Annotated in this window: 16 protein-coding genes; 8 read left to right on the forward strand and 8 right to left on the reverse strand. The window is 55.3% G+C overall.

Going from position 1 to position 26,822, the window contains the following annotated elements:
• Window positions 1-132: 132 nt before the first annotated feature.
• The 4 genes from serS to SH573x_RS07235 all read left to right on the forward strand — a co-directional run bounded on the left by serS (window position 133) and on the right by SH573x_RS07235 (window position 6,989).
• Window positions 133-1,413 (forward strand): serine--tRNA ligase, encoded by a 1,281-nt coding sequence (gene serS / locus SH573x_RS07220; RefSeq protein ID WP_479353724.1) that lies wholly within the window; start codon window positions 133-135, stop codon window positions 1,411-1,413.
• Window positions 1,414-1,612: 199 nt separating this feature from the next.
• On the forward strand, window positions 1,613-3,808 hold the full coding sequence (locus SH573x_RS07225) for a DUF1553 domain-containing protein (RefSeq protein WP_479353726.1): 2,196 nt from the start codon (window positions 1,613-1,615) through the stop codon (window positions 3,806-3,808).
• Between the two features lie 189 nt (window positions 3,809-3,997).
• Window positions 3,998-5,356 (forward strand): DUF1501 domain-containing protein, encoded by a 1,359-nt coding sequence (locus tag SH573x_RS07230; protein ID WP_479353728.1) that lies wholly within the window; start codon window positions 3,998-4,000, stop codon window positions 5,354-5,356.
• A 61-nt stretch (window positions 5,357-5,417) separates the two neighbouring features.
• Window positions 5,418-6,989 carry a PPC domain-containing protein gene (locus SH573x_RS07235; RefSeq protein ID WP_479353730.1) on the forward strand — a complete coding sequence of 524 codons (1,572 nt, stop codon included), beginning with the start codon at window positions 5,418-5,420 and terminating at the stop codon, window positions 6,987-6,989.
• Between the two features lie 55 nt (window positions 6,990-7,044).
• Here SH573x_RS07235 and SH573x_RS07240 read toward each other — a convergent pair whose 3' ends face one another.
• Window positions 7,045-7,716 (reverse strand): 3-keto-disaccharide hydrolase, encoded by a 672-nt coding sequence (locus tag SH573x_RS07240; RefSeq protein WP_479353731.1) that lies wholly within the window; start codon window positions 7,714-7,716, stop codon window positions 7,045-7,047.
• Between the two features lie 117 nt (window positions 7,717-7,833).
• Between SH573x_RS07240 and SH573x_RS07245 the strand changes: the two genes are divergently transcribed.
• Window positions 7,834-8,589 carry a tetratricopeptide repeat protein gene (locus tag SH573x_RS07245; RefSeq protein WP_479353733.1) on the forward strand — a complete coding sequence of 252 codons (756 nt, stop codon included), beginning with the start codon at window positions 7,834-7,836 and terminating at the stop codon, window positions 8,587-8,589.
• A 6-nt stretch (window positions 8,590-8,595) separates the two neighbouring features.
• Here SH573x_RS07245 and bamJ read toward each other — a convergent pair whose 3' ends face one another.
• The 4 genes from bamJ to SH573x_RS07265 form a co-directional block, all read right to left on the reverse strand.
• Entirely contained in the window at window positions 8,596-9,294 is a 699-nt protein-coding gene (gene bamJ, locus SH573x_RS07250) for a BamJ family beta-barrel-assembly machinery protein (protein ID WP_479353735.1), read from the reverse strand.
• Between the two features lie 244 nt (window positions 9,295-9,538).
• Window positions 9,539-10,351, reverse strand: a complete 813-nt coding sequence (locus SH573x_RS07255; protein ID WP_479353737.1) for an exonuclease/endonuclease/phosphatase family protein — start codon at window positions 10,349-10,351, stop codon at window positions 9,539-9,541.
• 106 nt (window positions 10,352-10,457) lie between these two features.
• Window positions 10,458-12,731, reverse strand: a complete 2,274-nt coding sequence (locus SH573x_RS07260) for an efflux RND transporter permease subunit (RefSeq protein WP_479353739.1) — start codon at window positions 12,729-12,731, stop codon at window positions 10,458-10,460.
• 1 nt (window position 12,732) lies between these two features.
• Window positions 12,733-14,007: an outer membrane protein assembly factor BamB family protein gene (locus tag SH573x_RS07265; RefSeq protein ID WP_479353741.1), complete on the reverse strand. Its 1,275-nt coding sequence runs from the start codon at window positions 14,005-14,007 to the stop codon at window positions 12,733-12,735.
• A 257-nt stretch (window positions 14,008-14,264) separates the two neighbouring features.
• Here SH573x_RS07265 and SH573x_RS07270 point away from each other — a divergent pair, with 257 nt between their 5' ends.
• Both SH573x_RS07270 and SH573x_RS07275 read left to right on the forward strand, forming a co-directional pair.
• Window positions 14,265-16,778, forward strand: coding sequence for a PSD1 and planctomycete cytochrome C domain-containing protein (locus SH573x_RS07270; protein WP_479353743.1), 2,514 nt, complete (start codon window positions 14,265-14,267; stop codon window positions 16,776-16,778).
• Between the two features lie 131 nt (window positions 16,779-16,909).
• Entirely contained in the window at window positions 16,910-18,361 is a 1,452-nt protein-coding gene (locus tag SH573x_RS07275) for a DUF1501 domain-containing protein (RefSeq protein ID WP_479353745.1), read from the forward strand.
• Window positions 18,362-18,529: 168 nt separating this feature from the next.
• Here the strand turns inward: SH573x_RS07275 and SH573x_RS07280 are convergent, their stop codons facing one another.
• Entirely contained in the window at window positions 18,530-20,371 is a 1,842-nt protein-coding gene (locus SH573x_RS07280) for a hypothetical protein (RefSeq protein WP_479353747.1), read from the reverse strand.
• A 383-nt stretch (window positions 20,372-20,754) separates the two neighbouring features.
• Between SH573x_RS07280 and SH573x_RS07285 the strand changes: the two genes are divergently transcribed.
• Window positions 20,755-21,711 (forward strand): hypothetical protein, encoded by a 957-nt coding sequence (locus SH573x_RS07285; protein WP_479353749.1) that lies wholly within the window; start codon window positions 20,755-20,757, stop codon window positions 21,709-21,711.
• Between the two features lie 135 nt (window positions 21,712-21,846).
• Here SH573x_RS07285 and SH573x_RS07290 read toward each other — a convergent pair whose 3' ends face one another.
• Both SH573x_RS07290 and SH573x_RS07295 read right to left on the reverse strand, forming a co-directional pair.
• On the reverse strand, window positions 21,847-23,022 hold the full coding sequence (locus SH573x_RS07290) for a mediator complex subunit 15 domain-containing protein (protein WP_479353751.1): 1,176 nt from the start codon (window positions 23,020-23,022) through the stop codon (window positions 21,847-21,849).
• A gap of 44 nt (window positions 23,023-23,066) precedes the next feature.
• On the reverse strand, window positions 23,067-26,819 hold the full coding sequence (locus tag SH573x_RS07295) for a secretin N-terminal domain-containing protein (RefSeq protein WP_479353753.1): 3,753 nt from the start codon (window positions 26,817-26,819) through the stop codon (window positions 23,067-23,069).
• Window positions 26,820-26,822 lie beyond the last annotated feature (3 nt).

Here is a 26,822-nt window from a genome sequence, read left to right on the forward strand (position 1 = left end):
AACCACACAGGCTGGAAGCCTATGCCACAACACAGGCTGGAAGCCTATGCCACAACACAGGCTGGAAGCCTATGCCACAACACAGGCTAGAAGCCTATGCCACACTAAGCAGTACAAGAAGGAAGAGATTCGATGCTGGATCGAAAGACGATTGTCGAGAATGTCGAACTGATCAAGGAGAATTGCCGGCGCCGCGGCGTGCAGTGCGAAGTGGATCGACTGGTCGAGATCGAGGCTAGTCGTCGCGTCAAACTGCAAGAAGCCCAAGAACTCAATCGCCAGGCTAACGAAGTCAGCAAACAAATTGGTGGCGCCAAGACGCCAGAAGACCGCGAGAAGCTGAAAGAGCAAGGTCGCCTGCTGCGCGAACAAAAAGATGCTGCGCAGGCCGAGTATGATCGACTGGATGGCGAAGCCCATGCCTTGCAAGTTCACATACCGAACCTGACGCATCCCTCGGCGCCGATCGGTGGCGATGATACCGCGAACACTGAAATCGCCCGCGGTAAGACGCCGATTCCCCAATTCGATTTCAAAGCCAAGGATCACTTGGAACTTGGCAAGCTGCATGACTTGATCGACTTCGAAGGCGGCGCGCGTGTGGCAGGGGCGGGATTCTACTTCCTTAAAAATGATGCTGTGTTGTTGGAACTGGCCCTGCAACAGTTTGCCGTGCATACGTTGCTCAAGCATGGCTTTGCCCCGATCTCGACTCCCGACGTGGCGCATACGGGTATTCTGCAAGGCATCGGATTCATGCCGCGTGGACCCGAGACACAAATCTATTCGATCGAAAATACGGACTTGAACCTGGTGGCCACTGCTGAGATTACGCTCGGCGGAATGTTAGCCGATCAGACGCTCGAAGCCGAACAGATGCCGATCAAGTTGTGTGGCATTAGTCACTGCTTCCGCACCGAAGCAGGCGCAGCGGGCCGCGCGTCCAAGGGTCTGTATCGCGTGCATCAGTTTACGAAGATCGAGATGTTCGCTTTCACGCTGCCTGATCAGAGTGACGCGATGCACGAAGAGATTCGTCAGCTGGAATGCGATTTGTTTGACTTGCTCGAAATTCCCTATCGAGTGGTCGATACAGCCACTGGAGATCTCGGTGGGCCAGCTTATCGCAAGTATGACCTCGAGGCCTGGATGCCAGGTCGTGGTGAAAATGGCGAATGGGGCGAAGTGACCAGCACCTCCAATTGCACCGACTATCAAGCTCGACGATTGAACATTCGCTATCGCACCAAAGGTGAAAAGGGTACTCACCTGGTGCACACCTTAAACGGTACGGCCATCGCGATCAGTCGCGCCATCATCGCCATCCTCGAGAACCACCAACTAGCCGACGGCCGCATCCGCGTCCCCAAGGTCTTGCAACCATGGGTCGGTAAAGAAGTTATGGGCTCGTAGAGCGGCTGTCCGGGAGGGCGAAGGTCCTCCTGAGCCAAACACCGTCCTCCCCTCGCGCACCGTCCGACACCCAAACCGATCGCGCGCCCCGAGTCACGCCGAGTTGCTTCTCGACTCAAATTTAAATAGACTTTAGGGTTCCTTCGACTGCTTCCCACCGTTACCCTTCCCACCTCCTACTTGCGCGGTATGCCTGGATATGTCGCAGATATTGCGCTTAGTCCGTGTGTGTTTACTCTTGGCGCTAGCCGGTGTCGTCTGCGACTTGCAGGCCGCTGAGCCGCTTAAGTTTGAACTGGATATACAACCGATACTCACGGCGCGTGGCTGCAACTCAGGGCCCTGCCATGGCAAAGCTCGGGGGCAGAACGGTTTTGCCCTGTCTCTGTTGGCCTTTGATCCCGATTTTGATTACCAGTCGATCGTGGTCGATGCGCGTGGTCGCCGGCTGTTTCCGGCAGCGCCTGAGAAGAGTTTGCTGTTGCAGAAAGCTGCTGCCATCATGCCACATGGCGGCGGCGTCAAGATTGCGCCGGGCAGCGAAGATTATCAGAAGATCGTGGCCTGGATTCGCGATGGTATGCCACGTGCCAGCCAGGCAGATCCGAAACTTGTCCGCATCCAGATCGAACCAGAACCGCATTCTCTGCAACCAAGTCAACAAGAGCAATTGAAAGTCATCGCTCATTACAGCAACGACACTCAGCGCGAAGTGACGACCACTTGCGCGTACCAATCGAACGAACCTGCGATCGTTGCTGTCGATGCCAGTGGACTTCTCAAGGCCGGTACGATTCCTGGCGAAGCGACGATCATGGCGCGTTACATGGGTGTGATTGCGACCTGGAGCACGGCTATTCCCCGCGCTGGAACGACGACGCCCGAACAATACGCGGCACTGCCTCGAAACAACTTTATCGATGACCTGGTGTATCGCAAATTGCAGAGCTTGAACGTACTGCCCAGCGCAGGCTGTGGAGATGAAACATTCTTGCGCCGTGCAATGCTGGATACGATTGGACGATTGCCCACACCCGGCGAAGCCAAAGCGTTTCTGGATGATTCAGTCGAAGGCAAACGCGAACGCTTGATCGATGCGCTGCTGGCCCGCGAAGAGTATGCTGATTTTTGGGCCAACAAGTGGGCTGACCTGCTGCGTCCTAATCCCTACCGAGTCGGCATCAAAGCCACGATGAGCCTCGATGGTTGGTTGCGTGAAAAGTTTCGCCACAATACGCCGTACGATCAATTTGTGCGCGAACTGCTCACCGCGCAAGGCAGCACGTGGCGCAACGGCGCGGTGACACTCTTTCGCGATCGACGCGGGGTCGATGAACTGACGACGATCGTCTCGCAGCTATTCTTGGGCGTGCGTTTAGAATGTGCCAAGTGTCATCAACATCCTTTTGAAGTCTACTCGCAAGCTGACTTCTATAGCTTTGGTGCATACTTCGCTCGAGTCGATCATAAGGGCACGGGACTTTCGCCACCGATTTCAGGTGGCGAAGAAATGGTGTTGGTCTCTCGTCGTCAAGCAGAGGTGCATCATCCGTTGACCAAGCAGGTCTTGCCCCCCAAGCCGCTCAAAGGCGAAGTAGCCACGATCGCCGAAGGCAGCGACCCGCGCGTCGCGCTGGTCGATTGGATGACCGCGCCTGACAATCCGTATTTCGCCAAAGTTGCGGTCAATCGCATCTGGGCCGAGTTATTCGGCAAAGGGCTAGTCGATCCGGTCGATGATTTGCGAGCGACCAATCCGGCCAGTAACCCCGAGTTGTTGGATGCGCTAGCCGATGAATTTCGCCGACTGGCATACGACCAAAAGAAGTTTCTCAAGACGCTGATGAGCTCGCATGTTTACGCGCTCTCGTCCTTGCCCAATGAAACCAATGCGGCTGACATCCGCAACTTTTCGCGTCACTATCGCAAACGCATGCGGGCCGAAGTTTTGGCTGATGCCATCGTCGACATTACCGAAGTCCCCGATCACTACGAAGGGGCGGCGCCCGATTCGCGGGCGATTCAATTGTGGACGGTACGCAGCGCCAGCGATCTGCTGGACGCCTTCGGCCGGCCCGACCCGAATCAAGATCCACCTTGCGAGCGGACACCGGACGCCACCATGGTGCAAGCTTTGCACCTGATGAATGCCAACACCATTCAAGGGAAATTGGCTAGCGATGAAGGTCGAGTCAGCCGCTTGAACGCTAGCAACGCTCCCATAACCGAAATTATCGAAGAGCTCTATCTGGCCTGTTACAGCCGGCGGCCAACCCCCGCCGAGTTGCAGGCTCTGTTAGAATCTTCTCCACAACCCAATCCAACTCGCCGACAATGGATCGAAGATGTATTGTGGTCGCTGGTCAATTCGCCTGAGTTTTTGTACATCGACTGAGGGCGAGCCTGGGGGGGCGAGCCTTGGGGTGACTCGAAGAAAAGAGAAATACACAGGCTGGAAGCCTATGCCACAAACACAGGCTGGAAGCCTATGCCACAGAGGACACAGGCTGGAAGCCTATGCCACAGAAGACACAGGCTGGAAGCCTATGCCACAATCTACCCACCTAATTTGAGGCCATCGAATATGGCGCCTGCCTATCCCAAAACGCTTGAACTGCTGCAACCAGTTTTTGATCGACGCTCGGCAATTCGCTTGGGTGTGGGTGGACTGGCTGGAGGAAGTTTCTTTAACTTGCTGGGACTGTCGCGGGCTGCTCAGGCTGCTCAGGGCGGCAAGAAACCAGCCAGTTGCATTTTGATTTGGATGGACGGGGGACCGACTCACTTCGAAACGTTTGATCCCAAGCCTGATGCACCGGTGGAGATTCGCGGTGAGTTCCGACCGATTGCCACCAATGTGGCTGGCATTCAAATTGGTCAGCACCTGCCCAAGTTGGCGGCGATGGCTGACAAGTACGCTATCATTCGCTCGGTATGCCATAACCAAGGCAATCACGGTGCGGGCAACCATTACATGATGACGGGGGCTCCTCCGCGGATTCCAGTCGGTTGCGGCGCGTTTGTCAGCTTTCACCCAAGCATGGGTTCGGTGGCCAGTTACGAGCGCACGGCTCCGCATGGTCTGCCCGCCTATTTTTCGATGCCCAGCATGTCGCGCAGTGGTGGGCCCAATTTCCTGGGCGCCAAGTACGCTCCGTTTGTTGTCTCAGACGATCCGAATCGCAAGGAGTTTCGCGTTCGCGATGTTGCTCTGCCGCGGGGACTGGATGATCAGCGATTTGCACAGCGGCAGCAGATGCGCCAGCTGGTCGATCGCATTGCCCGCATCGAAGACCCGGCTGCTGGCGATCCGGTCCGCACCATCGATGAATATTATCAACAGGGTTACGATCTGATCACGACTCCCGAAGCTCAAAAGGCCTTTGACATTGCGAGTGAACCGGACAGCGTTCGCGATGCGTATGGCCGCAACGGCTTTGGACAGCGAGCGCTGTTGGCCAGACGCCTGGTCGAAGCTGGGGTGCCATTTGTGACTTTGTATGATGGTGGTTGGGATCATCACTCCAACCTCTTTGGGGCGCTTGAAAAACGCTTGCCCGATTGGGACAACACGGTGGCGACCTTGATCAAAGATCTGGATCAACGCGGGCTGTTAGAAACCACCATGGTGATTGCACTGGGTGAATTTGGGCGCACGCCCAAGATCAGTACCTTGGCAGGCGAATCAAAAGCCGGCCGCGATCACTGGGCAAATGCCATGTCGATTCTCTTCGCTGGTGGTGGCACGCCTGGTGGTCAAGTGATCGGTGCCACCGACCGCCAAGGACATTCGGCAGTAGAGCGCGTGCTGAGCCCCGAGAATTTCGTTTCGACTGTTTATACTAAGATGGGTATCGATCCGAACAAGTACTATCACATGCCTGATGGTCGCCCAGTCCACCTGGTCAGCGATCCAGAGCCAATCTCCGAACTGATGGGCTAGTGGTTTGAATTCAAAAGTAGTTAATAGCTGGCGCCGTACTGTTCTAGCTAGCCTTCTTGGCTTGACGATTACTGGTTCCCTTGGCAGTGCCGCCTCTGCCGATGGTCCCACGCTTAAACGCTTGTTTCCGGCTGGCGCCGCCCGCGGTACAACTGTCGATGTCGCGTCGCTGGGCGATGCGCCCATTTGGCCTGTAGAAGTTTGGTGCGATGATCCGGGCATCAAATGGAAACCGCAAACCGACAAAGGCAAGTTCAAAGTCGAGGTTGAATCGACCGCCATCTTGGGTGTGCATCATGTGCGCTTCATGGACAAAGATAATGCCAGTGAAGCTCTGCGCTTCATGGTTGGGCCGATCGAAGAGCAGAATGAGGTCGAGCCCAATGATTCATTGGCCAAGCTCCAGCCGATCGTCGGCTTGCCCAAGTTGATTAATGGAGTGCTGAGTAAACGCGGCGAAGTTGATACCTACGCAGTCGATTTGGAAGATCAGCAAACATTGGTCGCCGCCGTCGAGGCCAACGCGAACCTCAAGTCACCAGTGGATATGACGTTGCAGATATTGTCCTCCGGTGGTGCGGTGCTGGCGCAGAACATGGATACCTATGGATTGGATCCGATGATCGATTTTCTGTCGCCCAAGAAAGGACGCTACTATGTCAGAGTGTTTGGACAACCCTCGACGCCTGACAGTACGATTGCGTTTGCAGGTGCCGATAACTTTGTGTATCGGCTGACGCTGGCCCATGGCGGTTGGTTGAAGGCGGCTCGGCCGCTGGGGCTGGATCCAAAAGCGGAGACAAGTTTGAAGCTGCATGGCATCAATGTGCCCACCGAGCCTGTTGTAGTGCGCGTACCACCTAGAACCGGGCGCACTAGTTGGGCACTCGATTTGCCTGGACTGGCTCATGCGCCACTGATTGACCTGGTGGACTTGCAACAGATTGTCGAAGAAATTCGCCCGGCTAGTGGGGTCATGCCCGAACTGAAGATACCGATTGCAATCACCGGTGGTTTGACTCAAGTAAAAGAGCATGACTTTTACAGCTTCAGGGCCAATCAGGGCCGAAAAGTACTATTCACGTTGACCAGTCGCAAAATGGGCTTGCCGCTCGATTGCATTTTGCGGGTCATGGATCTCTCGAGCAAGGAACTGGCTCGCGACGATGATTCCAATCAAGGCAGCGATGCACGACTTGTCTTCGATCCGCCGGCCGACGGACAGTACGTACTGGAAGTCAGCGACGCCTACGACAACGGCGGCCCTGATTGGCTCTATCGTATCGATGCCACTTATCTGGTTCCTGATGTGGCAATCAGCGTCAAAGAAGATCACTTCTATGCCAAGGTCAACGAACAGATCGAGATTCCAGTGACCATCGATCGCCGAGATGGCTTCGATGGAACAATTCAAATCACGGCCGTCTTGCCAACTGGACAGACGATTACTCCACAATTGGTTTCAACGCCTACCGAAAACACCAAAGAAGGCAAGGTCGTCATCAAGTCCAACAAGCCTCACGCTGGCCCGATTCGCATCATCGCCAAAACGCGGGGCGACAGCGATTGGCTGCGCACGGCCACCGCCGGCGGCGATGAGTTGCTGAAGGATTTGTGGTTGACGATCAATTAATTGGACGGTGCCTCGTCTTTGTCGTAGCCACCGCTGCCAAGCGGTGGCTACGAACTCAAAATGCCTTCAAACGTTTGATGGCCACGTTGCGAAACTCGACTGGGTCGCTGTGGCCAGCGAAACCAAAGTAGCCTTCGGTCAAATCTTTGCCGGGGTGGGGCAAGTCATCTTTGAATTCTGTCACTTGGCTAACATCGCCATCAACGATCACGTTTCCGTTTAGCTCGACGATGATGCGCGATTCTTGAACAGTGACTTGTTGATAGTTCCATTGACCCACCGGTCGTAGGTGTCCGCGTTTGGGCGCGATCATGCCATAGATGGCGCCGTGGTATTGTCGGGGGTCGAGGTCCTTATACTTTTCGGCATCGTCGTCCAAGATTTGCAATTCGCACATCGCGTCGTAGGATGCGCGGCCTTTGCCTGGGTAACGAATCGCCAAGCCGTTGTTGCCGCCCGGTGGTAACTTGAATTCACAACGGACGATGAAGTCGTCGTACTTCTCTTTGGTAAACAGCACTCCGCCTTTGCCGGGCTTGCACACGATCACCCCGTCACGCACTTCGTAATCATCGACCGCGCCTTGCCAGCCATCTAGATTCTGACCATTGAAGATAGAGACAAAGCCCTGCGCGGCATCGTCACCACGCAACTTGCGCAGCGCGGCATCGGAGACATCCTGGGTAACGAGGCAGGTCAGGCAGAGTAGGAGGAGTTTCGCGCTCATTCTTAATTCTCAGTTTCTTGGAATTCGAGTTCAAGTTTGGTCTTGCTTTGGTCGTGGCGGACTTTGTACCGTTGGCCCCGATGGTCACTTTCTGACTTGAAGTATTCGGGCACCACTATGAGCTTGCACAGCAATTCAATTCGTCACCTGCGATTGATGCTATTGGCTCTATGTTTGGTGACAGCAGCGGGTGGCTGTCGTTGGGCGAGCTCGGGTCAAAATACTATGGGCGTGAGGCTGTATCAACAGGGCCGCTACGCGGAAGCCTTGCAGCAGTTTCAGACTTCGCAAACGACCGACCCTGGCAATCCAGACACTTACTACAATCTCGCATCAACCTACCACAAGCTGGGCGTAACGCAAAAGAATCAGCAGCTTATCGATCAAGCTGAAAGCTACTACAACCAGTGTTTAGACCTGGCGCCCAATCATGTTGATTGTCACCGCGGGCTAGCCGTGATGCTGGTGGAATCGGGCCGACCTGACAAGGGTTTTGCATTGCTGAAAAACTGGTCGACCAGCAATCCGAACATGCCGGATGCCAAGGTGGAATTGAGCCGCTTGCATCAGGAGTTTGGTGAGACCAAGACGGCCGAGCGTTACCTGGATGAAGTCTTGGCAATGGATCCCAATCATTATCGCGCGTGGACAGCCCGCGGACAGATGCGCGAAGCGTCGGGCGATTTGAATCAGGCTCTGCAAAACTACCAGCAGAGCCTGGCCATCAACAACATGCAGCCCGAGCTATTCCAACGAGTCGCGACTTTAAATGTCCGCATTGCGCAGAACACGCTGACCGGTGGTGCCAGCGGACAGCCCGCTGGCGGTTGGACAGTGCAGAACCCGCAACCTTCGGGTGCTGCTCGCTACTAGTGGCGACTACTTGACTTCCAGAAGTTCCACTTCGAAAACCAAGGCGGAATTGGGTGCAATGCGGGGTGCACGGCCTTGTTCACCGTAAGCCAGGTTGGGCGGGATGGTCAGCTTCCACTTGTCGCCCACTTTCATGCGCATGAGGGCTTCGGTCCAGCCGGGAATGACTCCATTGATAGGAAATTCTGCTGGCTCACCCTTCATCGAGCTGTCGAAGATAGTGCCGTCGATCAGCTTGCCCTCGTAGTGAACTTTGACGGTGCTGTCTGCCTTGGGCGCTGCTCCGGTACCGATCTTGATGACTTGGTACTGTAGCCCGCTAGGCAATTCGCGAACCCCTTGCGTGGCCTTATTTTGGGCCAAGAAGGCGGTGGCTTTGGCCAGGTTGTCTTTAGCTTTTTGATCCAAGCGAGCTTGAACTTTCTTGCTTAGTTCTTCGACGGCAGCTTTCACCTCGTCTTCGGTAACGCGGGGGTCTGTGCCCTTAAGGGCGTCGGTTAGACCGGCAATGAAGTCTTCGGTCGAGATATCACCGGCTTCCAGGCCGCCATTGTGCAGGTTGAAACCGAAGCCGAACCCCATTTGATAGGCGGCGACGTTCTTGGGTTTCGGACCAGTTTCAGCTACTTGAACTTTCAATTTTTCTTGTCCTAGTCCATTGCTTGCCAACAGGCATGAGAGGCACAGGGCCACGAAGAGGCGCATACGATTTTTTCCTTTGAGCGGAGTAATCCAGGAATGGAAGGCTAGGGCAAACAAACCATTATATCGCCTAGCGCACCCGTAGTATAGGCTTCCAGTGTTCGTAGCCGATCTCGCCAGAGATTGGGCGAATCAAGCCTTGTTCGTAGCCGATCTCGCCAGAGATTGGATGAATCAAACCTGGCGCCTCCAAAGTCTGGCGACTTCGGCTACCAACTTGCCTCCAAAGTCTGGCGACTTCGGGTACTTACTTGCCGACTGTGCAGCGGACGGGGCGATGATCGCTGGTTTGATCGGTGTCAGGGAAGTCGCCCTCGCGGACGACAATCTCACACTCGATGGGCCACTGCTGGGCTGCGCCGGTTACAAAGACATAATCCAACATCGAGTCAGGGTAATCGTCCTGGCCATCTCGATTGCGATCGGACCAATTGCTATCGACCCAAGTTTTGGGTTTGATCCATTTCCAAGTATCGCCCGCAGTAAAGGCCGTGAACGATTCGTTGCCTTGATGTTTGATAAAGTCATAATCGAAGTTGAATCCGCCTATGGCTACTACCGGCAATGACTGACCTTTGGCCCAGTCGGTCATCAACAGGGCCTGTTTCTTGCGGAGTTCTGCACTGCCGCGGGCCAAGTGGGTCATGATCAACACGAACTCTTGTTGAGTGTCGTTGTGTTTCAACTGAATGGACAGCGGCGACATCTGCAGGCCCGGCGCAAACTCTTGTTCGCCCACACGCTTGATCTCATCAGCTTTGACACGCGTAAAGACAGCTGGATTCCAGGCCACGACCAAGCGGGCTGGCCCACCGCTGGTACCGACCATGGAACTTTCCTTTGACCAGAGAGCCGCGAATTGCTCGGCCGAAGCGGTCGGCACTTCGCTCAGCGCCACTAGATCGAACGGTTCTAGCTCGGCGAGCTGTTTAGTGATGGTCGCCACATCGCTACCGCCGGCTTCGATGTTCCACTCGATCAGGCTGAACTTGGGAAACGCTGGCTCTTGCGCGGCTGCGCTTGAGGCCAACAGCACCAATAACAAAGTTGTTCGAATCATATCCGCCTCTAAACAAAACGTACTCGATTCACTGGTGAACTTGCACCCACAAAATCATACTCAGTCCGCTCGGCAGAGTGTGAAACGGCGCGCTTCCGGGCTCTGCCTATTTTTTCCTAAAATTAACCAACAAAGCGGGCAGCAGAAAAATATCGCCGAAGAGGGCGGCCACCAGAGTTAGTGCTCCCATCGAACAGAACACGCGGTGATCGCGAACTTCACTCATCAAGACGCTGCTGAACCCAGCCACCAGCACTACGGTCGTCATGATCATGCCAGTTCCCACCCCGATGAAGGCTTGGCGCACCGCGGTAACTTCATCCAGTCCAGTCGCTAGTTCTTCTTTATAGCGCGTCAAGAAGTGAATCGTATCATCGACTGCGATACCCAAACAAACCGTAAAGGCACACACACTGACAAGTTCCAGCGGCTGGCCCAGGACGGCTAGCGTGGCCCCGGTGACCGCCAACGGAAAAATGTTGGGAACAAAGGCGATCAAGCCCAGGCGCCACGATCGATACGCAATCCCCAGCAAGATCAAGATGATGATCGCTTCACCACCCAAGCTGCTGGCCAGATCGACGACGATTTGATACAGCGTACGCCATCGCCCCACGGCACGCCCGGCCAACTCAAGCTTGAAATCCGGATGCGCTTTCTGCAGCCGCTCCAGTTGAAGGTCGATCGACTTGAATGCTGGACCGTAAGCCGCGATGCCACGATCTTGGACGCGAAACGTCAACTTGGCTTCACGATTCTCCGGCGCATAGTAATTGCTTTTCAGTGGCGGAGGCAACAGTTCGATGGTGGAGATACGATCGAGGATTGGTCCGTCACCAGGCAGCGCTTCGATCAAACGCGTAATGGAAAGCGGATGACCGATCATGTCCTCTTGCCGCAACATCTGATCGATGGATGCAATCACACTGAAGATTTCCGGGGCATCTTCAGATATTGTATCTTTCCAGGTGACGCGAACTTCGGACATCTGCAAACCCCCCAAGGCCTGGTCCAGATGAGCCATGGCGCGCTGTGGTTCGCTGCCAGCTGGCAAGGCATTGGCCAGACGATCATCGGGGCGCAAGGTGAGCGCGATGCCAGCGAGTGTTAAAGTGCCGAAAATGCCTAGCCAGCTAACCAGCCGTGCATGACGAATGACCAGGTCGATCGCCAGGCCAATTTTGCTCAAGTTGCGGTCGACGATGCTGCGATCGTGTCCGATGTGCAAGTTACGCCCCAGCCGACTGGCTGACAGCAGCGGGATGACGCCTATCACTGCCATGAACAGTATGCAAATGCCCAGCACGCAACACCAACCAAACTCGCGCACGATTTGATGGTTGGCCCAGCCTAAGGAAGCGAAACCCAGCGAGGTCGTAAACAGGGTCAACAAACAGGCCTGACCTACATCATGCAGTCCCTTTTTAGTAGCTGCAATTGGCGACAGGCCCAGAGCGCGCTGCTTGCGAATCTGAACCATCATGTGCACACCGTCGGTGAACCCGATCAGGCTGATCATGATCGGCAAGACCACATCGTTAAACGGATTGTCTTGCAAGTTCAAATAGCGCAGCACACCCAACGTCCAGAAGACGCCCATGGCTGGTCCGGCCGCGGTGATGATCACAGCTGATATGCCGCGAAACAGCACGATGGCCAAAATGACAATCATGCCGTAGCCCAGCATCTGATACTTGAACTGATTGGACCGGCGCGTCGATAGAATCGACAGGTTCATCGGCACATCGCCGGTCAGTTGGAATTGAAGCTGAGCACCGCTGTGCCTGCCTGCGGCTGTCTGGCAGATCTGTTTGATGTTGGTAGTGCAATCCTCGTCGGATCGCACATACAACCAATTCAATCGCACTAGCAGTAGGAGCGTCTTGGCATCAGCTGACATGAGCTGGCCAACGATCAGTGGGTGCTCTTGGGCTTTCTGCTTGGCAGCCAGAAACCGCTGAGCCGATGCATCGGTGCGTGGCAAGATCGGCTCAGGCAGCCCAAACACGTTCAGCGGTGGAGCTCGATCGAGCCACAGGATATTATCGACCGTGGGTTCAGCCTCTAACGACTCGACCACATCGCGAATGGCCGCAGCTCCAGCCGGTGTGAAGAAGTCTTCGCTAGTGGCGACTACGACGACATCGGCTTGATTGATCGCCACTGCCCGGCGGCTCTGCTGCGAAGAGCGTGGACGGCTGGCGGCGTTGGTACCTGCTGATGTCGAAGGACTATTGGTTGCCGGATCGACTTCGCGCGGCCACAGCCAGGCTGGGTTGTAGTAACCCATGGCTGAAAACGCTGTGGCGACGATCAGGAAGAGTATGTTCCACTTCGGATGATCAACGATCCAGTCGGCAATGCGCGTGATGAGATTCAATTCACTTACCAATGCACACGAGCTTCTCTTGTCGGCCGTCTGCGCTTTGGTAAGCAATGCGCATAAAGATTTGCCCGCCAACGAGTGTCGGGGTAGCAAAGACTTCATCGCCCAGCTTGTTGGCTGCGACGCGTTGGCAACCTGCAGGTGACACCTTTAGCAAGAAGGTCTCGCCAGCTTCGCTGGTGACGTAGATCGTATCACCGACCAGCACCGGTGAAGAGCTGAAATCGCCTTTCAAGCGTTCTTTCCACATTTCTTTGCCCGTGGCTGCTTCCCAGCACATGGCGATGCCCGCATCCAGCACACCGTACAAATACTTGTCTTTGATCAACAACGAAGGCACATAAACGCGCTCTTTGTTTTCCCACACAATGGTGTTGGAACCATCAGCCCGAACGGCTGACATATGATTCTTCGGATAGCCACCGGATGAATAGATGTGAGTGCCATCGGTTACCGTGCTGGTGACGCATTCGGTAGTGGCCCCTGCCACCTCCCAGTTCGTTTGTCCCGTTAATGGATCGAGGCTGGTCACCAGATCGCAACCGGTCATCAGCAGTTGATCTTTGCCAAAGATGTTTAGCACGATCGGTGACGGATAGTTCGGATTAGATGGCCGCTCGCGTTTCCAGACGACTTGGCCATTATCTCGCTTCAGGGCGGCAATGGCACCGCCACCTTTTGTATCAGCGGCGACGAGCACCAGGTCGCGGTAGAGCGCGGGCGAAGCGCCATAGCCTTGATGAATTTGGTACTGGGTGAACGATTGTTGCCAGACTTGTTCGCCTTGCATCGTGACCGCACTGGCGACCACGGTGTCATGATTGGCGAAAGTGATGTAGATCTGCTGGCCATCGCAGGCCGGAGTACTGGAAGCGCCGGTCGACCGCGCGTTCTTGCGCATGGCGCCATCAGCATGCAGCACGGTCTGCCAGCGTTGTTGACCCGATTTTCGGTCCAGCGCAATCAAGCTCTGACTGCCCGACTGCTCATCGCAGGTTGCCAGAACGACTTGATCTCCAACCACAATGGGCGAGCCATTGCCGCGTCCCGGAATGTCCACGCTCCAAGCGATGTTCTCAGTCTGGCTCCACTTTTGCGGATAGTTTGCCTGGCTGTGAACCACCCCATCCCGAGCCGGTCCACGCCACCAGGGCCAGTCGTCGCTGCCCAGCTTCGGATACTCGCTCGTTTGAGCCAGCGAAACGGTTGCCAGCCCAACTGTCGTCAGGGCGAACCAACATAACTTAGGCAGGAGTGAGTGGCAGGACACAGATAGTTCCTTCAGTGTAGCGGAATGCGTCAAGCATTTCGAAAATTGTTCTGGTAGCGGAATGCGTCAAGCATTTCGAACTGTCCCGTCACGAAATGCGTCGTCACGGAATGCGTCAAGCATTTCGAAAGCCTTGACGGCTTCCGTTACCGAGTCTCACCAGTAGAACGGTTTACCCACTCTAATTCCAGGGGCTATTTTGGCGCAGTGGTTCGTGGAAGCCGAACCCTGGCGAGTCGAGCAGCTGGGAGAGTATAATGAGAACGTTCGATCTCCCACCGTACCGTTCCCCGCCTTTGGATCACTTGATGCTGATGGGTTGTATGCAAATAACGTCCGGTCGCTGCTGGAGTTTGTGGCTGGCTGGGCTTGTATGGCTGGCCGGTACAGGTTTGGCCAGTCCAGTATTGGTTAGCCGACTGTTGGCTGAGGAGGTGGACTTTGCCACCACGATCCAGCCTATGTTGGCCAAACGCTGTTTCTCTTGTCATGGCCCCGACAAACAAGAAGGGGGGCTGCGTCTGGACATGCGCGAGGGCGCGATTGTCAAAGGCGACAGCGAGCAAATGGCGATCGTGCCCGGCGATAGTGCCAAGAGCGAGTTGATTCGACGCGTATTGAGCGAAGATGAGTCGGAACGCATGCCACCGGAAGGCGCAGCGCTCAAGAAAGATCAAGTGTCAGCGCTAAGTGCCTGGATCGATCAAGGCGCGATCTATACCGAGCACTGGGCCTTTCAACCCATTCAACGTCTCAGCCCGCCGCAAGTTGATCATGATGAACAAATGCGTTTGCCCCTGGACGCTTTTGTGCTTCACCGTCTTGAAGCCAAACGTTTGACGCTCTCCGACGAAGCCCGCCCTGCTGAACTCATTCGCCGAGCCTATTTGGATATCACCGGACTGCCTCCAGAACCGGAAGTGGTCACCGAACTGTCCGCAGACTGGAGCGATGATACCTACGCACAGTTAATCGAACGTCTCTTGGCCGACCCTGCCTTCGGTGATCGTTGGGCCCGCAACTGGTTGGATGTCGTGCGATTTGCTGAGACCAACAGCTATGAGCGCGATGGTATCAAACCCAACGCGTGGAAATATCGCGATTATGTAGTGGCAGCGATGAACGCTGATAAACCTTATGACCAATTCATTCGTGAACAGATTGCCGGCGATGAACTAGAGCAAGTGACGACCGAAACGCTCACCGCTACGGGTTATTATCGCTTGGGCATCTGGGACGATGAACCCGCTGATCCCCTGCAAGCCCAGTTCGATGAATATGACGACATTGTCTCAACCACGGGCCAGGCGTTCCTGGCACTAACTATCAATTGCGCACGCTGTCACGATCACAAGATCGACCCGATTTCTCAAGGCGACTATTACAGCCTGGTAGCCTTTGTACGCGACGTCACGCCTTACGGTACGCGCGGCGATCAGAGCGGCAACAATCAAATCGAAGTCTCCGGCCACGAGTTGGCTGAGAAGTACAAAGTGCTGAACAATCGTATCAAGCACTTAGACAAACAGCTCAACAAAATCGAACAAGACGCGATCGTCAAAATGCCGGCACCGGATCAGCGCGCCACCGAAGGGCCAGAGCGTGAGCAAGTGCTGAACGAAAAGTTGAAGAACTTTCTCAGCGAAGACGAAGCGCAACGCTACGACGAACTGAAAGCCAAGAAGTCGAGCGCTCAACAAGATCTCGCAGCGCTACCGCCACGCGAAGCCGTTTTAGGTTTGGCCAAGAGCGAACCCAAGCCACCCGTAACATATATTCTGCGGCGCGGCAGTCCACAGAACGAAGGGCCGGCGGTGGAACCTGCGTTTCCTAAACTACTCGGCAGTCCAGAGCCGAAAATTGCTGCCCCAGCCGATTCCGCCACGACCGCCGGTCGCCGCAAAGTGCTAGCCGATTGGTTGGCGTCCAAAGATAACTGGCTGACCGCGCGCGTCATCGTCAATCGCATCTGGCAACATTATTTCGGTCGCGGTATATCCAAGTCTCCGAACAACTTCGGATTGATGGGCGAACGACCAACGCATCCAGAACTCATCGATTTCCTGGCGGTGCAGTTGATGGAGCATGATTGGAATTTGAAGGCCATTCATCGCCAGATCTTGCTCTCGGCCACGTATCGTCAGTCGAGTGCGCCTAACCCAGAGGCAGCTGATATCGATCCCGATAATCAACTGTTCTGGCGACAAGCAGTGCGACGTTTGAGCGCCGAGCAAGTTCGCGATTCTGTGTTGGCAGTTACTGGCCAACTGAATGAGCAGCAGTATGGCCCCAGCATTTTTCAAACGCTGTCGCAAGAAGTCTTGGCCAGCCAATCTCAACCCGGCAGTGGTTGGGGCGAGTCGAGTCCCGATCAACAAGCCCGACGCAGCATTTACATTCGCGTAAAACGCTCGTTACCCGTGCCCATGTTGTCGGTCTTTGACTTTCCGGAAACGGATATCAGTTGCGAAGCTCGATTTTTGACAACGCAACCCGGACAAGCATTAGGCATGCTCAATAGCGACTGGATGCAACAGCAAGCTGGGCACCTGTTCCAGCGCGTCGAGCGCGAAGTGGGCAGCGATATGCAACAACAAGCCAGGCGGGCATTACAGTTGACTATCAGTCAAGCACCAGCCCAGCAGGATGTGGACGAGTTGGTCGCGCTGGTTGGGCGACTCAAGAGCAAACACAATTTCAGCGACCTTCAAGCCCGCCAGGCCATGTGCCTGGCGGCGCTAAATGTCAATCAGTTCCTGTACATCGACTAATATCGATGGATATCGAGTAACAATGGATCGTTTACGCGACAAACACGAAATGCTTGACGCATTCCGCTACGCTACGCGACGAAAGATCCCATGGGCCCGCAGTGGCTAAACGGAAGAGAGAGAACTTCATCATGCGACACGGAACATTTTGCGGTCGGACTCGACGAGAATTTTTATGGCAGACCGGAGCCGGTTTTGGTTCGGTAGCGCTCGCCGACTTGCTCAGTCGCGATGGCTTCTTTTCCAGTTCGGCTGCAGCCGCCGATGCAAGCGCGAATCCGTTGGCTGCCAAGCCTCCGCATTTCGCAGCCAAGGCCAAGAGCATTATCTTTCTATTCATGTATGGCGGGCCCAGCCATATCGACACGTTCGATTACAAGCCGAACATGGTCGGTATGGATGGCAAGACAATCGCGGTCAAGACATTCGGTCGCGGTGGACATCGCAATGAAGGTCGTATCGTCGAACCGCGTTGGAAATTCAATCAATATGGCCAATGTGGCAAGTGGGTCAGCGACCTGTTTCCAAACCTGGCTGGGTGCGTTGATGATATCGCGTTTCTGCATTCGATGACGGCCGATTCGCCGATCCACGGCTCGGCCATGTTGATGATGAACTCGGGCAAGATCCTTAGCGGCTCGCCGGCGCTGGGTTCGTGGGTCAACTATGGCTTGGGATCGGTCAATGAAAATTTGCCGGGCTTTGTAGTCATGCTTGATCCAACCGGTGGCCCGATTAGCGGTGCCAAGAACTGGTCCAGTGGGTACATGCCAGCGACCTATCAAGGGAACGTGCTGCGTAGCAAAGGCACACCGATCCTGGATCTGCAGCCACCCCAGCAAATGGGACGTCCCGCGCAGCGCGAGATCCTCGATGCGCTGGCCAACATTAACCAACGGCATCTCGACCAGCGTGGCGGCAATAGTGACTTGGCTGCGCGCATCGCCAGTTACGAGTTGGCCTACAAGATGCAAGAGCACGCGCCCGAGGCTGTAGATTTTTCCAAAGAAGAAGCCGAGACACTCGAGCTATACGGAGTGAACAATCCCAAGACAGCGGACTTCGGTCGTCGTTGCTTGTTGGCTCGCCGCTTGGTCGAGCGTGGAGTACGTTGCATTCAGTTATATTCGGGCGGCGCGCACAATGATGACAACTGGGATGCACACGGCGATCTGGAAAACAATCACAACAAACACGCTGGCGAAACCGACCAGCCGATCGCTGCCCTGCTGAAAGATCTGAAGCGCCGCGGGCTGCTCGATTCGACTTTGGTCGTATGGGGCGGTGAGTTCGGTCGCCAACCTACGGCTGAATACGCCAACGGATCAGGCCGTGACCATAATGCATATGGATTCACCATGTGGATGGCGGGTGGCGGCATCAAAGGTGGCGTGAGCATCGGCACGACTGATGAACTAGGTTCCGCAGCTGTTGAGAAACCTCTGCACGTCAAGAACTTGCACGCCACGATCCTGCATCAACTCGGCCTTGACCCCAATCGCCTGAGTTACTTCTACAGCGGCCTGGATCAAAAGCTAGTCGGCGTGGAACACGTCGAACCCATCCACGAAGCTATTGCTTGAAGCCTTTGGAGTGCGGTGCCATCTGGCACCGCTTTGATGTAAGTAAAGACTTTAGCCGCAGCCTGAGTCGCTCTGGAAGCGTGGAGAAACCTGGTTCGAGCTGGCTGCGGTACAGTTGGGTTAGGACATCAAAGCTACGGCTAGGGCCGCAGCACTCCAAGGATCGCATTATTCTCTACGGAGGCCGAAGGACATGTAGTGCAGGCCGGTTTCTTCTTCGACTAAAAAACCACCGCTGGGAGCGAGGTATTTAGCGATGACTGAGAAGGGTGGCAATTTGTGCTTCTCGAGCGCACCCAGTAGGGCTTTGAAGAATCCGTTGTTCGAAGACATTTCGCGCAGTCGATCGCGGTTGGCGGGGTCTTGTGCCAGTTCGTAGAACAACTGCAATGACTCTTCAGGTCTCACAAACTGCAAGGCTGAACATTCCTTGTCCTGTAATTGGCCTTTGATGCGGTCAGAGATTATCTGGAAGTCCAGTGCTTCGGAGAGTTTCTCTTCGTTGCCGGCCAAACAACTGCTGATCTCGGTCATCATGAATCGACTATCGGACATGACGACGTAATCATCGATCATGGTGATACAGATTTCAGGCACGCGTAAAGACGAATTTTCACGCCGTGATTCAGGCAGGAAGACGTAAGCCTGCAGCTTGCCGAACTGTTCCGTCTTAACCTCTTGTCGCTTTTCTACCAGCTTCATCAGTTCGGGCAGAACCGACTTGTTGAAGACCTCAGGGTTCTTCAACCGAATGGCATAGACATTCGAGCCGCTATTGATTTGCACGGGCCGCGTAAAGCCTTGCAGCAGTGTAAATCGTCCTTCGAGATTTTCGAGGATGTCCTTTTTAAAGTCGACGTTCAAACGTTCCGAGGCGCGCTTGAAGACTTCATTTTCCATGGCGTCTTCGCCGCGGAATTGATCGTACAGTTGTTGAATGCCTTTGAGCGTAGATTGGGCATCCCAGTTGATCGTACTATAGCTACCAACGCTGGCTGGCACCCAGTTCTCGGGAGTGATCGAACCGGTCTTGGGACGCATAAGTGCTAAAATGGCTCGGCGTGGGCTTCCTAAGAGTACATGGAAGTGCGAGATTGCATCGAAATCAGGTGGGGCCACGATCCAACTGCCGCCGATGGCTTGAATGTCGTTTAAACCCAACGCTGGTAACACGGCGAAGACCATCGTGGAGGTGGCATTGCGAGGCGAGACATTACGAATTAAGGCCAGAGGATCCACAAAGAACGACACGTGGGGGCGTTCACCCTGAGTGCCCACACAACGTCCCATGATGGAGGTGAACTTGCGATTTTCGGCCAGCGTGGGCCAATCGACCTGTTGTCCCGTCCAACGCTTGGCCAGTCGCTCGAGGGCTGTCAGGTTACTGCAAGCCACAAAAACTCCTTGATCGATAAAGTAACCAAACTGTTGATCGGCTCGATCGGGATTGGCATAGTGATGCAAGGTTAGCGTGCCGAGTTTGATTTCTTCATGGACCATCGACTCAGCTACGGCCGTTTGCACGCGTTCCAGCAAAACTTGCACACCGGCGATTTCTTCACCAGCGTCCATCATCACCGCCACGCTCGGTTGGCTCACTTCGACGCGTACCTCTGCCCCGTCGTCACCATTGCGGCGCGCTTCAGCTCGGGCCTGGGTTTGGTCGCTAGGCAGCAAGGCAACTGCCAGTTCCCCCGTCGGAATCGAAAGTATTTCCTCTAGGTTCAAACCGGTGTACTCGCGCATGGCTTCAGTGCTGTTGATCAGCGACCCGTAGAACTCAGCCAAAATGGGTTTGAGTTCTTCATCTTGGGATAGCTTGCCCATGGACGAGCGGCCCATGGCTTCTTTCAGTTCCTTAACATTATCGACCCGCAGATAGGCCAATGTCTTTTCCGGAAACAATGCCGGTGCGGTCAACTTGGTTGACACGGCGGCAGTTTCCTGGCCCCAAGCCAGCGACAAAATCGCAAAGAACGAAAGGGCGCTTAGACATATTGGTTTCAGCATGAAGTTCACTACCCAAGTTAAAGAGACACATCCGGCGGTCTGAATATCTTCCCACAATGCGGCCACATTTCAATTTTCAAACCATCGATTTCAACGTTCAAACTCAATTTTGAAAGGGTTGGAATGACGAATTGCTAGCATTTCATCCGATAAAGGGACAGTCGCGTGGGGGAGTTTCAGCCAGCTATTCGCTATAGAGGCTGACAAACTTGGAAAACTGGTCGCTTTCGGGTGACTTTAGCTTTAAAATGAGCGTGAGAAGATCTTGTGTCGAAACTCCACCCCAAGTTTGGGGTTGGTTTGCAATATAGGGCTGCCGCAGCGTAGGGGACACAAACCCCACACCAAACCTCCAACTGACGTTGGCTAACTGGAGAACAAAGATGAAGTGCCATTTGCTGGCGTTGTGTTTAGCGATCGGACTCGCCAATATTGGTTGGGCACAGCGAGGCGGTGGCGGCGGTGGTGGTGGAGGTGGAGCCTTTGGAGGCGCGGCCGCACCAATTGGTGGCGGCATTCAAGCCGGTGGCATTCAGGGCGGCCAGACGGGCGGCTTCGGTGGCACAGGCAGTGGCGGCCAAGGTGGCTTTGGTGGCGGTTTTGGTTCAAGCTCGGCCGGTGGCTTCGGTAACGCCGGTGGCTTTGGAACCGGCGGCTTCAGCAATGGAGCAACTAGTTCGAGCTTTGGATCAGGATCGTTTGGTTCCACATCGACGGGACTAGGCTCGACCGGTACTGGTGGTTCGGCCCTGGGTCAAAGTGGGTTGGGCTTAAGTAGCGGCACATCAGCTGGCTTCGGCAACTTCTCACCCATGGGCGGTGGCATGGGCGGTGGCATGGGCGGTGGCATGGGTGGCATGGGCGGCATGTCATCCATGGGCATGGGAGGCATGTCACGCATGGGTGGTATGGGCATGGGCGGCATGGGCATGGGAGGCATGGGTGGTCGAGGCGGCATGAACGGTATGAACCAGTTCGGCAACAACCAAAATCAGAACAAGTCCAAGCTGCGCACTCAAGTGCGAGTTGGATTTACTCCTAACCCAGCCATTGCTACTGCACGCTCAGCCCAAATACAAACCCGTCTCGGTCGCATTCCAACCAGCGTGGGTACTAGTGGTGTGCAAGTAGTCATGGACGGTCGCACCGCTGTGCTTCGCGGTAGCGTCGGATCGCAAGCCGATGACAAGCTGCTGCAGCGTTTGATCTCGCTCGAACCCGGTGTTAGCAATGTTAAGAGCGAGCTGACCTACCCAGGCAAAGCTGCCGAACAAGTGCCAGCGGCTGCAGCTACATCTTCCAGCGCAGGCGCGGGCAATACTGTACCCAGTCCGCAGTAGATCACCGCGGACCTACATGATATTGGCGGCGAATGATCGCTACCACAAAGAGCACGAAGTTATATTACAACCAGCGTGCCGATCGTGTAGTCGTTTGAGTCGGGCCACCAAGAGTGGCCTTGGTTACCAGCGGCCTTACCAGGCGGTAGCCTGGGGACTGAACTGAAAGCCGGGCGGTAATTGACCAGGGTATTGATCGGTGCGTGATGGACCGCTGGTGAATTGCGATGGAACGTGCGGCGAACTGGCCGACGGCACCATGCCCATCTGTTGCGTATTAGGCTGGGCTTGCGTCGTGTAAGGTGTATTGGATGGCAGAGCACCTGGCGGCGCGATGTTGTTGGCATTGATCGATAGACTACTAGCCAGCGGCACCGTGTTGGGAGTCCAGGCACTCGATGCCTGATTCTGCATGACAGGTTGCAGTGGTCGTTGCGGCATAGGTTCTGGATTGCGGAACGCATCTGCCAGGGCTTGAGCGCGAGCCTGATCGACCATCGATAACACTTGTTGCGTTTGTGGAAACGCCGGTGCAGCTTGAGACTGTTTGTCGAGCGACGGAGCGGCTCCACGTCGACGCGGTGGCACGTTGATGGTCGTCGTCCGCATGCTGCTCTCGGAACGTTGGCCGCTCATCAGCTTGTCGGTGTCTTTCACAGGCAGCGACAGTTGTGGCAGCTTGCCTTCGACCGTGGGTATGGTTGATTGTTCATACGCAACCGTTTGCACAGGCTGTGTGTTGGCGGCTTGTCCAGGAATGGTTGGTCCTTGAGGTTGTGCGCGACCAGGCAACATGACCTTGGCAGGGGCTCCCTGAACCGTTTCGCCTTTGCTGCTGACAAAGGTTGGAATGAGCGTGATTTCTTTCTGAACACCGTCGACGGCATCCCAAGGAATCCACACGCTATACGAGGCACCTAAGTCTGACTGACTGAAGTGCTCGGTGAATTGTTCAGAGGTAAAACGGAAGCGCTTATCAGCTTGCGTTTCATTGTTGCCGGTGACTTTGCGTTTGGTCTCATCAAAGCCATGCACTACCAACTCGCCGTCGACTGGAATCGTTTGCGATTTGACATTGTAGAAGTAGATGCGACCACCGAAACCGCGCGTGGGCGGTTGACCGGCCACGGTCAAGATGTCATGGCTCCAGAGTACCGCCATCTTGACTGGCTGTTGATACTCTTTTTTCCAGAACTGCATGGCGCTCCATGGCGAGTCCTTCTTGGTGCCTTTCTCTTTGGTCAACGTACTGCATCCGCTGCTGTGTACCAGACCAAATAAAGCCAGGGCTACGAGAATCCTTCTCGTCATGGTGCGCAACTCCAACTGAAGCCAATGAAATCTTGAGGGGTTTGTTACCGTCGCAGACCTTGACCGACAGGCGGCGCCAGCGATTGGACCGCGGTTGTCGGTGGTTGGGTCGTATTAGCTCCACGCTGTGGAGGAGCGGCTACAGGACCCGTGGCCGATGTCGGTACGACTGGACTGAAGGTTGTGGATGGCGGAGCCGCGCGATATCCGGCCGAGACTGGCCCGGGCATCGGGAAGCTAATCGGTTGCATGGGCGGAGCCGACTGAACCGTAGGCGCAGGTTGCACGTTGGGGTCAAGTTGCATGTTGGGATCCACTGGAACACCGTCCATCATTTGTGGTGCATAAGGTCCATCGATAATCGATTCACCAGGAGCCAGGTTCTCGATGGCCGAAGGTTGCATGTCAGGATAAATGATCGGACCACGGGCTGGTCCCCACAATCCATGACCACCACTTAGACCAACATCGCCGTGCATCTCCAGGATGTCAGCCAGGCAGTAGCTCATACGCGATGATTCCACTTGCTTGATGATCTCGTAGTCCTCATCGGTCTGCACTATGCGCGGTGTCAGGATCACCATCAACTCGTTACGAGTTTCAGTTTCATTGTCAAAGCGGAAGAGTGCTCCGAGGTAGGGAATGTCACCCAGCCAAGGAATCTTGCGCGACACGCTGGTGCGTTGCTTCTGAATCAGACCGGCAAAGACTACCGTCTGTCCCGAGTAAGCACTGATCGTCGTTTGGGCATTGGTCTTGTTGATGACCGGGGAGCGAATCACTTCGCCGTTGGCTCCGAAACCAACAGGCGTACCGGTCGCTTCTGGTCCCAGTGAAGATCGTTCCGCAATCACTTGCATCACGATCAAACCGTCTTCGTTGACGCGGGGCCACACTTGCAGGATCAAACCAATGTTCACGTCAGCCACGTTCACTTGCTGACCGAAGGTCGAGGCCGTCGTGCCTTGTACACGCGAGACCTGGGCACCCACGGTGACCGAAGCGGGGCGGTTTTCCATGGTCATGATTTGCGGCCGGCTGAGAATCTGCAGGCGATTGGCATCTTGCAGAGCTCGAATCAGAATTCCTACCGATTCACTAGCTGCAGTCAGTACCAGACCACCATAACCCAAAGTCGAACTGGATCGACCGGTGCCGAAGGTGCTGAGGCCTTGACCACCCACGTTCTGCCTGATTGTGGTGTTATTAATAGCGTTGGTGAGCACGGTGCCTTGGTTGAATACTGGCGAACTGAGCGTGCCACCGGTTGAACTGCCGCGGTCAAACAGCAGCGAGTCTTGCAGGCCGAACTCAGCTCCGAGTTCGAAGGCATCGGACAGTTGAACTTCGGCGATCACTGCTTGAATCGCCACGAGTGGTGGACGCCTGTCAAGCTTGGCAATCACTTTGCGAATCGATTCGAAGTAGCGAGGTGTGGCACTGACGATCAAGCTGTTGGTTGTTTGTTCGGCCACGATGAAAATTTCGCGGTCGACTTGTTCGAAGATGCTGATCGCGTTGCTGATCAACAACTGTTGCTGAATAACCTGGCGTTGAGTTTGCAAGAACGACGTCAGCGCGCCGGCTACGTCTGCAGCGTTGGCATTGCGTAGCCAGAACACTTCGCTGGTCCGTGTTTCGACCCCCTCTTCGTCCAATCGCAGCAGCAGGACTTCGATGACTTCCAAGTCCGAAGGCGAACCGCTAACGATAATACTGTTGGTCCGTGTGTCGACCGAGACACGCAATTGCACCAAGCCGCCATCGCCACCGGCGGTCAGACCAGCCAGGGCCACCTGGTTGTTGAATCCACCGAACAGACCACCGGTCGTGTTGCCTTGACCGGCAGTGGCTGGCAAGCCAAACAATTGTTGGACCATTTGAGCCAGCGTGGTCGCGCTACCATTTTTGATGGGGAAGACCTTGATTTGGGCTTCGGCATCGGGCAGTCGATCCAATTCGGCGATTAATTCGGCAACCAGCGCCATGCTCTTGGCCGGTGCCCGTACGACCAATGAGTTCTGAGCGACATCGGCGGTAATGACCACGCCAGCCAGAATGCCCGAGTCGACGCGTCCGCCTTGCGAACCGGCCATCGAGATCTTGGTGCTGGGTGGAGTGACCTGTCCATTGCCAGCGTTCGCCTGGCCACCACCACCTCCACCACCACCACCTTGTTGTCCTTGGCCACCACCGTTGCTGCTGGTGCCACTAATGACATTTTGCAGCACGGTTTGCAGGGTACCAGCTTCGGTGTATTTGAGGCGGAAGATGCGAACTTCGTTTTGAGCGGTCGTGCCTTCGACATCGATCTGTTCGATCAGCTTGGCAACTTCCGCCATATCGCGCGGTGCAGCTTGAATGATCAGCGAGTTGGTTCGATAGTCGGCGATCAGTTTCACGCGAGTCCCCAAGCCTTCGCGCACTTCGGTACCAGCGCCAGGCGCGTTGGAGAAGAAATCTCGAATGGTGGATTCGGCATCGACGGCCGAAGCGTGTAACAAGCGGAACACTCGCAGTTGATTGGCTGGATCGAGTGGCTGATCGAGTTTGTCGATCAGTTCGACGATCGCTTCGACCGCTTCTTTGCGGCCGATTAGCAGCAGGGCGTTGGGTTGACCAAGCGAAGTGATGCTAACAGCACCTTGACGAGGTTTGAGAACTTCGTCGTATAGTTCGTCGATCAGCTTGGCCACGGCACTGCTGTCGACGTGTTTCAGTTGCAGGACCTTGATCAGAGGCTGAGTCTCTTGACTCTTCTTCTTGATTTGTTCGATGACTTCCAAGGTGCGTTGCACGTCGCGCTTGGCACCTTTGATGATGACCAGGTCAAGGTCTTCGATAAATTCGATCTGCACATCACCAAAGAGTCCGGTGTCGGCGCCTAGCGTTTCCATCGAACCCATGGCCATGGCCCGATCATCTGGATTGGCGGGATCACCGGGTTGGGGTTCACGGCCGCCGGGAACTTGCGCAGTGACTTCTTGATTGTCGTCTTGTTGATATACGGCTCGCACGAGTTGAACGGCTTGGCGGACGCGTTGGGGATCAGCGGGAGCCAGTGGCATGACGTGGGTTGCGCGGTACGGATCGCTTTGCCCCATATCCAACGCATGCACGATTTGAATCCAACCAGCTACAGCGGCACCACCGCCCAGCAGCGTGATTTGCCCGGTGTTGCGATCGACCTGCATGACGTCTTGCATGCCGGTGGAGCTGACCAAACGGTAGGTCGCGACTTCACCATTGCGTTCGGTATTGGCGGTCAAACGTGGACCGGCCAAGCGCTGAATGGCATTTTCGAGTTCTTGCGGTCGCAAGTTCTTTAGTACATAAGATTGCTGTTTGGTCGAAGCGACCGACATGCCTTTGTCATCGGTGATCAGGCCCGAAGTGCGGGCTTCGTAGATCAGGCTTTGCATCTTCTGATTGATGTCGCGCTGAATCGACTCGGGCGCCATAACCATCAACTGGCCCGTCTTCGGTTCGGTAGCTACACGCACGCGGGGGTTGCCATGATAGGCAACTTGCAGGCGGGCACCGACGGCACCGATCAGGTCAGAAGGGACTTCGTAGACCTTTAGTTGAGCGGGATCGGCTTGTTGCTGAGCCAGGCTGATCTGCGGCACGCCTGGGGCAGGCATGACACCGGGCAGCGCGGTAACTTGGCTGGTCGAGTTCGCTCCAGCTGCACCAGGTTGTGGCGCATTGGGAAACGACTGCTGTGCGATCAATTCGATCGACGCGCCGCATACCAAGGCACATACTAGTGCAGCCTGTTTCAAGTGCATTGCCATACT

The organism is Rania fehmarnensis (assembly GCF_056494185.1).